Source organism: Williamsia sp. 1135, from assembly GCF_002095395.1.
GTDB lineage: Bacteria > Actinomycetota > Actinomycetes > Mycobacteriales > Mycobacteriaceae > Williamsia.
This window is the reverse complement of the sequence record NZ_MJEI01000064.1, coordinates 31,735-43,384: the sequence shown is the minus strand read 5'-3', so window position 1 is coordinate 43,384 and position 11,650 is coordinate 31,735. Positions and strand designations below refer to the sequence as shown.

Genomic DNA, 11,650 nt, shown 5'->3' with positions numbered 1-11,650 from the left:
TCAGAACTACGCATGCCCATCAACATCAGCATCCCCGTCATCAACAACCCCAACCACCCCTGATGGACAAAGATCTCCTGGAACACAGCCTGACACTGGTCGGGGCAGGCGATCCGGATTTCACCGTTCGCTTCTACGAGAGGTTGTTCGACGAACATCCCTCGGTGCGAGATCTTTTCGGAACGAACATACGCCCGCAGGCTGCCATGTTGCAGCAGGCCATCGTCGCCGTACTGGACCATCTCGATGACCCTGGCTGGCTGCAAGAGTCGGTGGGGTCGCTGGGGCGAGTCCACGCCTCGCTGGGGGTCACCCCTCAGATGTATGGCTGGGTCGCAACAACATTGGTGACCACCATGGCCGCCGTCGGCGGCGACAAATGGACTGACGACATGTCGGCTGCCTGGAACGAAGCGCTCACCGCGGTGACCGTGATCATGCTCGACGCCTATCCAAAAGAAGCAAAGGACGAAACAACATGCTCTCCACAATCTTCTATCTCTTCGACGTCATCGCCAACACCTTTGGGGTCATCGTCGACGCCGTGACCACGGGTAGCGCGGGGTAGAGGGCCCTACCGGACGGCCGCCTAAACCGGCTCTACGCAGGGTGATTCGGGAAGGGCATGCTCATCAGCGCTTCAAGTTCGTCGATACAAGGCTCGCCCTCCAGCTTGCGGAGGTACGACTCGACGAACTCGAAGGTCTCCGTCTGTCCCGCGTTCATGTCGAGCGACTTCTCCACGATCAGCACCCGTGAGACACTCGTCATCAGCGTGATGGCCACAACCGCCGATATCTCCTCGGGGTCGACTCCATAGCGCGTCAACAATTCTTCGATCACGCGCGCTGCGTCGACCCGGAGTCGCTCGGCGTAGTGCCCGATCGCTGTCCGCAATCGTTTTCGGTGGTTCGCCAGTGCGATGAACTCCATGGTCAGCGCAGTCACTGCGGGATCGATGCTGAATCGCCACAATGCCCACAGCGGCTGAGGAGCCCGCAAAGCGAGCGTGTGGATTTCGATTCCCCGCTCGGCGCTGCGCGCGAACACCGCCGAGAAAAGCTCATCCATGGTACGGAAGTAGTAGTGGACGAGTTGCGGCTTGAGGCCCGCCGCCTCGGCAACTCGTCTTGAACTGACCGCGGCGTACCCCTGCTCGACCATCAATCGTTCGGTGGCGTCCAAGAGCACGGTTCGATTCTTCGCATCCGGTGCGCCGAGCCTGCGTGGCGACGCCACAACCGTCACCTCCTCCATCCTACTTCGCCTGGTGGAACCGCCGCCGAATCGCCCGAGCAACATGGTCCACGATTCACCTCACGTTAGGCGAGTGCTCAGCAATCGCGAAGTTCCGCCCGACGAGAGTGCTGACGATCACTGTCAGTCAGACCTAATTCTTTCGGGAGCTGACGGGCACCATCTCATTCAGGAATGCGAGTTGGTCGGCGACCACGCCGGGAAAGAGAGGCTCGACGTAGGGCTCGAAGTGACCGCACTCGTAGCGCAGCAACGTCGAATCCGGGGTGGCGCGGGCGAATTTCATCGCAGCGGGAGCCGGCGCGATGTTGTCTGACGTCGCCACCTGGATCAACACCGGGCAGGTGATCTTCCGGGCCGTTCGCGCCGGCGAGTAGAGCCCGATCTTGACCAGGATTCGTGCGGCGACGGTCTCCGGGTAATCCTCGCGCCGAATACTCGATTCGACAATCAGTCGCTCGAACGCGGCCATCGCGCCCGGGGCAGCAAGAGCCGCCACCGAGTTTTCGGATCCGACCGCCGCGACGTATCGAGGCGGTCGCCCGAAGTAGGATCCGACCAGATCGGTCAGCCCCACCGGCGCCAGACGCAACGCCTGCCGCAGACCCGTGGCGCGCACCGCCGCCGGACCACTGACATGGGGTACCTGAGCGATGACCGCGGCCAGCCGCTCACCATGGCCGGCCAACGTCAGCACATGACCTCCGGCAAATGATGTGCCCCAGGCGATGACACGCTCGGCATCGACACACTGCAGAGACCGGGCGAACGTGATCGCTGCGCGCCAATCGTCGAGTTGCGATCGGACGTCGAGCAGTTGGCGGGGCTCACCCTCACTGTCGCCGAACTAGCGATAGTCGAACAAGACCACGGCGTACCCGGCGGTCGCGAAACGTTCCGCGTAGGCGGGTAGCCGGATCCCCCTCGTCGCGGCGAAACCATGAGCCATGACGACCACGGGCACCGGGCCCACAGGTGCGCTGGGCCGGTACACAGTCGCGGCGCACCTGACTCCGTGGCTGGAGAAGAACTCTTCGGCCTGGGTGTACTCGTTACCACTCGACACGATGCCCCCCACTTTCTTGATTGGTGTTCAAGACGGTACCGTCTTCTTGAACGGCGATCAAGTAAGGTGTTCGCATGCCCGCCAATCGTCGTCCACGAGCACGGGCGGAAAAGCGGGACGAGATCGTCACCGCCGCTCGCCGACTCTTTGTCGACAACGGCTACGACGACACCGCGCTGAGTAGGATCGCGGCCGATGCCGGCGTCACCGCGAACACCGTCTACTGGTACTTCCCCGACAAAGACCACGTGTTGGTGGCTGTCCTGGAAGAACTACTTGCCGAGGCGATGGCGCGGTACGAACCAATGGCACAGCGTCCCCTGGCGGACAAGATCATGTTCGCGGTCGAAGAGTTGTCCGCGATGCGCAACCTCGTCGACACCGTCCACTCGCGACGCGCCAGCTCACCGGTGATCGACGAGTGGCACAACACTTTCCACACGATGGCCGACGCCCTCACCCGCGCCGATCTGCCAACCGACGATGCAGGGCCGGCGAGCCACATCATTGCGTTCGTGGTCGAAGGTCTACTGACGCATCCTGCCGACGAAACCGAGCGACGGAACATCATCGAATTACTCGTCGACCGCATCACCAACTCTGATGAGCTTATGTGAGGCACCGCTGCGTAGCCCGATGCGTGGGTGGTCGATCTACTCGCACTGTCTGCGACGTCCCCAACCGAGTTTGTCGAACCTCAGTTCCGGTAGGGTGCCAGCCATGTTCCCCAATTCCGGTCGCCGATCGACATCGGAGCTGGGCCCCGGATCGGCATCCGGTACGTGCCACAATGCGGTCGCGTCGTGACCATTCCCAACGAAGAGCCCGCATGGAAGCAGCGGGCCGTCGAGCGGTCCATCAAAACCGCGAAGCTTCGGGCCGAGCAGCGCGTTCAAAAGTTCCTCGACGCCGCCCAGGCCATAATCACCGAGAAGGGTACGACCGAGTTCACAGTACAAGAGGTCGTCGATCGGTCGAAGCAGTCGTTGCGTAGCTTCTACCTGCAATTCGACGGCAAGCACGAGCTGTTGCTTGCACTCTTTGAAGACGCCCTGAGCCGGTCCGCCGACCAGATCCGGGCCGCAGCATCGGGTCAGACGGAACCCATCGACCGTCTCAAAGTTGCGGTCCAGCTGCTTTTCGAGCTCTGCCGTCCCGATCCCGCTGCCAAGCGACCGATGTTCAACAACATTGCGCCACAGCTGTTGTTGACCCATCCGTCCGAGGTCAAGATCGCTTACGCGCCGCTGCTGCTGCTCTTCGCGGAGTTCATGGAGAGCGCCGCGGTGGCCGGCCAGCTGCGTCCTGATGCCGATCCGACACGGACCGCATCGATGACCATGCAGGCGGTCATGTTCATCGCCCAGTCAAGCGGCCAAGATGAAGCCAGAGCAGCACAGCCGATCAGTTCTGAAGAGGTGTGGCGATTCTGCGCGACCGGTTTCGCCAGTTCCTGAAAAAAGAACGACTTTCTCAGTATAGAGAACGATACTTACACTCGAGTAAAGCCTGGAGCGACCTTCACGCGCGATGACTTTTGTCATGGCTCAGTAGTGCAACAACCAGGCCTTATCGATGATTGCGCGCACTACTGCCTGCGGCTGAACTCGACCAGGGTTATTGCCATGACCACAACACAGAACGACTCACCACTAGGCAATCTCCTGTCGGATTCGATGCGCTTCGGTCCGGCCCCGACTCGAGGCCGCGAACTCGCCGTCATCGCGTGCACCTTCGTCCTACTCGCCATCGTCCTCGCCATCGTCACGCCGCCCGTCATCTTCATGGCGATCGCGGCAGCAGCGATCGTCGTGAACTTTGCGATCCGCTGGGCCGTCGGCAGCCGGAAGTGGGGTTCGCGATGAGCAACGTGATCACCGCACGCGGCCTCCGCCGGGTCTACGGCCAGGGCGACTCCGCATTCGAAGCGGTCAAGGGCATCGATCTCGACGTCGGGGAAGGCGAGGTGTTCGCCTTGCTCGGCACCAACGGCGCAGGCAAGACCTCGACGTTCGACCTTCTAGAAGGTCTCGAAGCACCCACCGAGGGTGACGTGGACGTCTTCGGCCTCGACCCTCGTAAGGACCGCAAGCTGGTCCGCCCGCAGGTCGGCATCATGCTGCAGTCCGGCGGCCTGCCTGCCGAGCTGACCATCAGTGAGACTCTCGAGATGTGGCGCGGCACCTGCAGCAACCCCACGACCGCCGAAGCAGTACTCGAACAGGTCAATCTCACAGACCGGGCGGACGTCCGGGTCGGATCGTTGTCCGGCGGCGAGAGGCGACGGGTCGATTTGGCCTGCGCCCTGCTCGGGCAGCCGCGGCTGCTCTTCCTCGATGAACCCACCACCGGGCTCGACCCAGAGAGTCGCCGCGCCACGTGGCGTCTGCTCGCCGGCCTCAAAGCCGCCGGCGTCACGATGGTCCTGACCACCCATTACCTCGACGAGGCCGAGGCCCTCGCCGACACCATCGCGATCATGCTCAAGGGGCAGATCGCCCGCCGCGGTTCGCTGCGCGAGATCGTCGACCAGCACCCGGCGCGCATCGTGTTCGATCACCCGGGATTGCCCTTGCCACCGCTTCAGGGCGCGGGCATCGACGCGCAGTCGCGAGTGACGATCTATACCCACGACCTCCAGGCCCATCTGTCCGAGCTGCTGGCCTGGGCCGGCGCGCACCGACTACAGCTGAACGGTCTCGAAGCGCGCGCAGCCTCACTCGAGTCGGTGTTCCTCGACATCGCCGACGACCCTGCCGACACATCGGCATCCACCCCCGACATGATCGGAGCATCACGATGACCACCATGAGCCCACCCACCACCGCCGGTGTCGGCTTCGGCCGACGTCCCCTGACCGCCCTGTCCAAGGCCGAGTACCGCCAGTTCCGTCGAAACAAGACGCTCGTGATCATGGGTACGGTGTTCCCGGTCGCGCTTCCGCTGATCACGTTCTTCCTGGCACGCAACAACTCTGGGACCACCACCGAGGTCGCGACCACCGGGCTGGAGATGTTCGCGCTGATGGCATTTCTGTTCGTGCAGTACTACTCGGTCCTGTCGCTGATCACCACCCGCCGCGGTGAAGGGGTGCTCAAACGCCTGCGCACAGGTGAGGCCTCGGACTGGCAGATCCAGGCTGCCCCGGCGGTACCCAGCGCGCTGCTCACCGTCATCGGCGGCGCCGTTGTCGCCGGCGTGATCTACGGTGCGGGTTCGCCGGCACCGATCAACGCGGCAGCCCTGGTGATCGCGCTGGTCGCAGGCATCATCGTCTTCTCGCTACTGGGCCTGGCGACGAGCGCCGTCACCAAGAACGCCGAGGCAGCGCAGATCACGTCGATGCCGGTCATGATCCTCGCGTTCGTCGGTCTCACCTCCATTCGCGACGTGTTGCCCGACCGGATGGCAGGAATCGTCGACTGGACGCCGTTCGCCGCCTTGTCCGATCTCATCTCCCTCGGCGCCTCAGGCAAGCTCGCCACGGCCGACGAGGGCACCGCTGCGACGGACTTCGCGGGTACCTTCACGGAGATGGGGCAGCCTCTTGCGACACTGGGTCTATGGACCGTGCTGACGTTCGCCGTGATCGCGACAAGCTTCCGGTGGGACGACCGCAGGTGAACCCAGTGGTCTCGGTGGCCTCCTGGTGGCGCGAGCTGTCTGCGCCGGACAAGTTCCGGTTGTACACGCTGCTCACGCTCCAGGGGGCCATTGCCGTGGTGGCGGTCGTTGCGGCGATCGCCGCCATCGACGTTCGGTGGTCGGCGGCAACGATCGCCGTGGCCGGCATCACCGCCATCGTGGCCATCCAGGCTCAGCCCGAACTGTCCTCCTGGACACCGAAAACACTGCAGCGCTGGGCATTACCGATCGGCATCGGGGTGCCAATCGTCGCGTGGACGATCTGTGCGATCGTCGCGAATCGCGCAACCGACGACGCCACGGTCGATGCGGCACGGACGACCGGCACCTACATCACTCTGCTGGCGACCTTGTCGGTGGTGTCGTTCGTGCGCCGCAAATGGTGGGTGCTGGCGGCCATCAGCATCGCGACCGGCTGCGGATTCGGATCGACGGCGACCGCGGGGCTGCAGCTGACCGCGGTCATCTTCTTCACCGGAGGCTTCATCGTCCTGACCACCCTGCTCACGCTGTGGGGACTGAAGGTGGTCGACGAGCTGGAACGCACCAAGACCGTCGAGGCCAGGCTGCAAGTGGCCGAGGAACGACTGCGTTTCGCCCGCGACCTCCACGACGTGGTGGGGCGCAGCTTCTCGGCGATCGCGGTGAAAAGCGAACTGGCGGCAACGCTTTCCCGAGCGGGGGCAGCCGAGCGCGCGACCGCGGAGATCGACGAGGTCAAGGCGCTCGCCGTGGAATCGATGGACCAGATGCGGGAGCTCGTGCGGGGCTATCGCGGCATAGACCTCGGGTCCGAGGTCGCGGGCGCCCGTTCGCTGTTGGCGGCGGCCGGCTGTGACCTCGTCGTCGAGGGCGACCCGGCAAGAGTGCCTGCGGCGTTCCACGAGGTCGCCGCGTGGGTGGTTCGTGAGGGCACCACGAATATCGTCAAACACTCCGCCGCGACGTCCGCGACACTCACCCTCGGCGACGGCGGAATGTCGTTGCGCAACAACGGCGCCCCCGATGCATCGTTGGCCACCGATGAACGTTCGGGGCTCGTCGGGCTCGCCGAGCGACTCACCGCGGTCGGCGCACGTCTCGACACCGCTGTCACCGGCGACGGTTTCAAACTCGAAATACTATGGGAGAAAGATGATTCCAGTACTCCTGGCCGATGACGAAACCCTCATCCGCTCTGCGATGGCCGCGCTGCTCGACCTCGAGGACGACCTCGAGGTCGTCACTCACGTCGACTCCGGCGAGGACCTTCTCACCGCTTGGCGCGCCCGCATCGCCGACGACGAGGCGGTGGCGGTCGCGGTCATCGACCTACAGATGCCTGGTCTGGACGGCATCGACACCGCCATCGAGATCCTGTCACTCACCCCGGGCGCAGGGATCCTGATCGTCACCAGTCACGGCCGACCGGGCTATCTGAAGAGAGCACTGACCGCCGGAGTGCGCGGCTTCCTTCCGAAGACGGCATCAGCGGCGACCCTGGCCGAGGTGATCCGCACCGTCCACAGCGGTGGCCGCCACGTCGACCCACAGTTGGCCGCCGAGGCGATCAGTGCGGGCGACACCATCCTCACCGCCCGAGAGGCCGACGTCCTGGAGTTCGCCATCGACGGTGCCTCGGTGGACGAGATCGCGAAACGCGCGCACCTGTCCCCCGGAACAGCCCGCAATTACCTGTCCTCGGCGATGGCGAAGCTGGGCGCGTCCAACCGGTACGAGGCGGCGCTCAAAGCGCGCAAACACGGCTGGATCTAAAGCCCCGGACCCATCCCTTTCGACGACTCGCCAATCATCACTTCGGTGGACGCCACGGCAGGGTATGCCCGTCATGCTGAAGACATGTTCACACGCACTCTGACCATCAGCCTGGCCGCTGATGTTGCCGCGATGATCGCCGGCATCGTGTTATTGCTGTTCTTCCGGGACACAGAGTTCTTCTGGTTCCGCGGCCAACCACTCGGGATCGTCCTGCTGATCGTCGGCGCCGTGGGCGTCGTGACGGCGTTCCGGAAAGACAGGAAGGCCGCCGGGTCGAGCTGACGGCTAGCTCACGACTCGCCGTCGTCGAGCACTCCGACCGAGACACCGTAAGGCAAGAAACGAACTCGGCGGCGCACGTCGACGTTGTCCTTGTGCGCGCGCAGGGCGTCGAGTTCGGTGGAAAAGACCTGGTCGATGCGGGCAGTCCCATCATCGTCGACGGTGTAGATGGCCCACACGCCGTCACCGGTCTCCCCTGCCGTCTCACGCGTCGGCGCCGGTTGCCTGGTCTGCTGGGTCGCGCCCCGGAACATCGTCTCACCGAACATCGCCGCGAGCGGGTTGCCCCCACCTCCCGATTGGCCCATTCCCTTGGCCACCTGACCCAGCATGTCGCGAAAGCCCTCACTGGCCTCGCGGGCGATACGGTCGAGATCGTCGGGGTCGAATCCGAACGGTCCGTTGTTGCTCATGGGTGTCTCCTGTCGATGGGTTGCTCTCCAGTGTGCACCTCTCGCCCCGGTGGCAGCCGCGGCCAGCGCACCGTTTACGCTCCCTCGCGGCGTGCGCGGACTATCCTGTGGACCAGCGCGTCGATGATTTGTCAATCATTTCGTTCGAGAGCGACTTACCGGAAAGCCGGTGTTCGTGGGAAATCGTGGGGACGACCCCGTGCAGCGCTCTGGCTCGCCGCGCCAGGATCTCACGCAAGAGATCCTGGTCGAACGCGTTCTGCGGTCAACGGCCTCGGTACTGCAGGTTCGCCCGGTGTACCAGCCCATCGTCGATCTGCGGACCGATTCGGTGGTCGGAGCCGAGGCACTGGCCCGGTGGCCGCACGCTCCGGGGGTCGATCCGTCCCTCGTCATCGAACGGTCCCGGGAACTCGGTCGCGTCTCCGAGGTCGATCGGGCATGCCGGAATGCCGCGCTCGACACCGTGACCGCTCTGGGCTACCTCGACGACGGGATGACGATCTTCGTCAACGTCGAACCCGACGCGCTCATCGAGCGGCCGCCGGAGTCGGGGAACATTTTCGACACCTCGACGAGCGGTCTACGGGTGGTACTGGAGTTGACTGAGCGGGCACTTCTCTCCGACCCGGCGCAATTGCTGAACGTGGTCGCCGATGCCCGACGGCGTGGGCTGGGCATTGCTCTCGACGATGTGGGGCGTAATGCCGATTCCCTGACGCTGTTGTCTCTCATCGCCCCGGACGTGGTCAAACTGGATGGGACCCTCATCGCCGGTTCACCCAGTCACGAGCAGTTACACATCATCATGGCCGTGTCTGCCTACGCCGAGGCCACCGGCGCGGTAATCCTTGCCGAAGGTATCGAGACCGAGGCCCACCTGCAGCGCGCCGTCGATCTCGGCGCGACGCTCGGGCAGGGATGGCTACTCGGCATGCCCGCCGAACTACCACCGACGCGTTGGCCACCGGTGCCTGCCGGCCGCAGGGTGCATCTCAGCGGGAACCCATTGCACATTCCGGCGAAACCATCAGATCTGCTCGACGCCGACCCACCCCGTACGGCGACCCGTCCCGTTCTTGTGCGCTATTCGCGTTATTTCGAGGAGCAGGCACTCGCGTCAGGGGAGCCCCTGACGATTTTGGCGAGTTTTCAACAGGCAGTTCACTTCACCGGCGCCGATCAGCGACGATACGGCGAGCTGGCCGCGTCGAACTCCCTTGTCGCCGTGGTTGCCGTGGACATGCCGACCGAACCCGCGCCCGGCGTGCGGGGCACAGCGATACCGAATGACCATCCACTCACCCGCGAGTGGACGGTGATCGTCTTGGGCAGACACTTCTTCGCCGCTTTGATCGCTTTCGATCCGGGACCCGAGAACGGGCCGGACCGCGAGTTCACGTATGCGATCACCCATGATCGCCTGACGGTGGTCGCGGCAGCCCGGGCGTTGTTGCAGCACCTGGGCTGAGCGTTTGTGGTGTCAGTCCTCGACGAGCAACGCCGCAACGGGGCAACTCTCGACGGCGAGACGCACCGCGTTGGCTTCGGATTCGGGAGGGTTGTCGGCCAACACCGACACCTCTCCGTCGTCGTCGACCTGGAACACATCAGGCGCGATGGACTCGCAGATCCCGTGGCCCTCACAGACTTCCCGGTTCGCGATCGCCCTCATCGGTGGCTCCTCATGACGTCACCCGATCGGTGGTCCTCCGGCGCAGGGTGATCGGCAGGCCGTCCGCAGGCGTCGGCCCGGTGCCCCAGACCAGCGGCATCACATAGTCTTCGGGCACACTCCACTCGAAACGCTGAAGGAGCTGGTGCATGGTGGCTTTCACCGTCATGCCACCGAAGTACAGCCCGATGCACTTGTGCGCGCCACCGCCGAACGGCGCCCAAGCGAACCGATGAGATTTGTCCTCAGCCCGATCGGGGGTGAATCGCTCGGGATCGAACACGTCGGGGTCATGCCAGAAGTCGGCGATCCTCATGGTGGCGTAGGGATTGATCGAGACCAATGTCCCTGCAGGGATGAAGTGACCCATCACATCGGTGTCTTTCACCGTCTTTCGGAACAGCATGCCGACCGGGGCATTCAATCGCAGGGCTTCTTTGAAGGCCAGATCGAGACTCGGCAGCGAATCGAGGTCGCCGTACTCGAGCGTCGGTTTGCCCAGCGCCAACGACTCGGCGCGGAGCCGGTCCTGCCACTCCGGATTCATTCCCAGGTAGTAGGTGAGCATCGACACGGCGAGCGTGCTGGTGTCGTGCGCCGCCATCATCGCGAAGATCATGTGGTTGACGATGTCCTCGTCGGAAAAGGTGTGCCCGTCCTCGCTTTCGCTGTGACACAGCACGCTGAAGAGGTCGTCACCGTTCCCTGCACGACGGGCCGGCAGCTCGGAACGGAAGTACTCCTGCAGAATCCGCCGCCCTTTCAAACCCTTCGACCAGGTGCCACCGGGCATGTTGGCCCGGACGATCGCCTGTCCACCTTTGACGGCATCTTCGAAGGCATGCTCCAGCTTGGACGCCTCCGGCCCCAGTTGGGCGCCGACGAAGACCTCGGTCGCGATCGCCAGGAGCATTTCTTTGCTCCGCGTGTAGACCGGGAAGTCCGGCGCCGGCTCCCAGGTATCCATGGTCGTCACGATCCGCGACGTCATCATGTCGAGATACGCGACGAGCCGCGGCCGGGTGAAGGCCTGCTGCAGGATCCGGCGGTGGTGCAGGTGCTCTTCGAAATCCATGAGCATCACTCCGCGACGGAAGAACGGGCCGATCATCGGTTCCCAGCCCTCTTCACTGGAGAAGGCCTTGTCGCGATTGGACCAGACCTGCTGCAGGGCCTCGGGGCCCACCAGATTCACTATCCTCATCCCGAGCGACCCGGACCAGGACACCGGCCCGAACTCGGAGTATCGGTCCCTCGCGACCCGAAGTGGGTCGGCGAGACCGGCCAGCGTGTGGCCGATCCCGGGAGCACCGAAGTCGCCCATCACCGGCTTGAGGTCAGAACCGGCCGGTGGCTGCGCCAACGCATGTGGCGAGCTCGGGTATTTCTCCACGACTGCTGCCGCGGCTGCCTGCAGCTTCATCTTCGTTTCTGTCTGCACTGCGTGACCATCCCCATCGCTTCGGGCCGACCAATCGAGCGGCCACATCAGGACTCTACCCACAATGGAACAAACTTAATTTTTCATTCCAAGACGGAAGTCTACCTGTAAAG

17 protein-coding genes and 1 pseudogene are annotated in these 11,650 nt (G+C 64.0%); 10 read left to right on the top strand and 8 right to left on the bottom strand.

The window, feature by feature from the left end; all coding sequences use genetic code 11:
* Positions 1-242, bottom strand: a 242-nt coding sequence (locus BFL43_RS29845) for a hypothetical protein (protein ID WP_346425941.1), incomplete at its 3' end; no start/stop codon positions are given.
* Here BFL43_RS29845 and BFL43_RS29840 point away from each other — a divergent pair.
* Positions 165-371: pseudogene (locus BFL43_RS29840) on the top strand (globin domain-containing protein); the annotation flags it as partial. The gene BFL43_RS29845 and the pseudogene BFL43_RS29840 sit on opposite strands and share 78 nt — an antisense overlap.
* On the opposite strand, the gene BFL43_RS29835 reads toward BFL43_RS29840, so the two are convergent.
* The 4 genes from BFL43_RS29835 to BFL43_RS29825 form a co-directional block, all read right to left on the bottom strand.
* Positions 317-439, bottom strand: coding sequence for a hypothetical protein (locus BFL43_RS29835; protein WP_346425940.1), 123 nt, complete (start codon positions 437-439; stop codon positions 317-319). The pseudogene BFL43_RS29840 and the gene BFL43_RS29835 sit on opposite strands and share 55 nt — an antisense overlap.
* A gap of 161 nt (positions 440-600) precedes the next feature.
* Positions 601-1,239: a TetR/AcrR family transcriptional regulator gene (locus tag BFL43_RS04250; RefSeq protein ID WP_084891098.1), complete on the bottom strand. Its 639-nt coding sequence runs from the start codon at positions 1,237-1,239 to the stop codon at positions 601-603.
* A 151-nt stretch (positions 1,240-1,390) separates the two neighbouring features.
* Positions 1,391-1,954, bottom strand: a complete 564-nt coding sequence (locus tag BFL43_RS29830; RefSeq protein WP_346425939.1) for a hypothetical protein — start codon at positions 1,952-1,954, stop codon at positions 1,391-1,393.
* A 150-nt stretch (positions 1,955-2,104) separates the two neighbouring features.
* The gene (locus BFL43_RS29825; RefSeq protein ID WP_346425938.1) at positions 2,105-2,323 is read right to left on the bottom strand and encodes a CocE/NonD family hydrolase; all 219 of its coding nucleotides are present in this window, start codon (positions 2,321-2,323) and stop codon (positions 2,105-2,107) included.
* Between the two features lie 74 nt (positions 2,324-2,397).
* On the opposite strand from BFL43_RS29825, the gene BFL43_RS04240 reads away from it, so the two are divergent.
* The 8 genes from BFL43_RS04240 to BFL43_RS04205 all read left to right on the top strand — a co-directional run bounded on the left by BFL43_RS04240 (position 2,398) and on the right by BFL43_RS04205 (position 8,008).
* A complete protein-coding gene (locus tag BFL43_RS04240) occupies positions 2,398-2,940 on the top strand; it encodes a TetR/AcrR family transcriptional regulator (RefSeq protein WP_084891081.1) in 543 nt (180 codons plus the stop codon).
* A 186-nt stretch (positions 2,941-3,126) separates the two neighbouring features.
* On the top strand, positions 3,127-3,780 hold the full coding sequence (locus tag BFL43_RS04235) for a TetR/AcrR family transcriptional regulator (protein WP_084891079.1): 654 nt from the start codon (positions 3,127-3,129) through the stop codon (positions 3,778-3,780).
* Between the two features lie 168 nt (positions 3,781-3,948).
* On the top strand, positions 3,949-4,188 hold the full coding sequence (locus BFL43_RS04230) for a hypothetical protein (RefSeq protein WP_084891077.1): 240 nt from the start codon (positions 3,949-3,951) through the stop codon (positions 4,186-4,188).
* Complete coding sequence (locus tag BFL43_RS04225) at positions 4,185-5,126, top strand: ABC transporter ATP-binding protein (protein ID WP_084891096.1); 942 nt, start codon at positions 4,185-4,187, stop codon at positions 5,124-5,126. Before BFL43_RS04230 ends, BFL43_RS04225 begins: the two co-directional genes overlap by 4 nt.
* Before the next feature lie 5 nt (positions 5,127-5,131).
* The gene (locus BFL43_RS04220; RefSeq protein WP_346425937.1) at positions 5,132-5,947 is read left to right on the top strand and encodes an ABC transporter permease; all 816 of its coding nucleotides are present in this window, start codon (positions 5,132-5,134) and stop codon (positions 5,945-5,947) included.
* Positions 5,887-7,128 carry a histidine kinase gene (locus tag BFL43_RS04215; protein WP_084891073.1) on the top strand — a complete coding sequence of 414 codons (1,242 nt, stop codon included), beginning with the start codon at positions 5,887-5,889 and terminating at the stop codon, positions 7,126-7,128. The genes BFL43_RS04220 and BFL43_RS04215 overlap by 61 nt, the downstream gene beginning before the upstream one ends.
* A complete protein-coding gene (locus BFL43_RS04210; protein ID WP_084891071.1) occupies positions 7,103-7,723 on the top strand; it encodes a response regulator transcription factor in 621 nt (206 codons plus the stop codon). The genes BFL43_RS04215 and BFL43_RS04210 overlap by 26 nt, the downstream gene beginning before the upstream one ends.
* Positions 7,724-7,807: 84 nt before the next feature.
* Positions 7,808-8,008 carry a hypothetical protein gene (locus BFL43_RS04205; RefSeq protein WP_143695084.1) on the top strand — a complete coding sequence of 67 codons (201 nt, stop codon included), beginning with the start codon at positions 7,808-7,810 and terminating at the stop codon, positions 8,006-8,008.
* 8 nt (positions 8,009-8,016) lie between these two features.
* On the opposite strand, the gene BFL43_RS04200 is transcribed toward BFL43_RS04205, so the two are convergent.
* Complete coding sequence (locus BFL43_RS04200; RefSeq protein ID WP_084891066.1) at positions 8,017-8,421, bottom strand: hypothetical protein; 405 nt, start codon at positions 8,419-8,421, stop codon at positions 8,017-8,019.
* Between the two features lie 199 nt (positions 8,422-8,620).
* On the opposite strand from BFL43_RS04200, the gene BFL43_RS04195 reads away from it, so the two are divergent.
* Positions 8,621-9,892 carry an EAL domain-containing protein gene (locus BFL43_RS04195; protein ID WP_168176525.1) on the top strand — a complete coding sequence of 424 codons (1,272 nt, stop codon included), beginning with the start codon at positions 8,621-8,623 and terminating at the stop codon, positions 9,890-9,892.
* A gap of 12 nt (positions 9,893-9,904) precedes the next feature.
* Here the strand turns inward: BFL43_RS04195 and BFL43_RS04190 are convergent, their stop codons facing one another.
* The gene (locus BFL43_RS04190) at positions 9,905-10,096 is read right to left on the bottom strand and encodes a ferredoxin (RefSeq protein ID WP_084891062.1); all 192 of its coding nucleotides are present in this window, start codon (positions 10,094-10,096) and stop codon (positions 9,905-9,907) included.
* 10 nt (positions 10,097-10,106) lie between these two features.
* Complete coding sequence (locus BFL43_RS04185; RefSeq protein WP_084891094.1) at positions 10,107-11,519, bottom strand: cytochrome P450; 1,413 nt, start codon at positions 11,517-11,519, stop codon at positions 10,107-10,109.
* Positions 11,520-11,650: the final 131 nt, after the last annotated feature.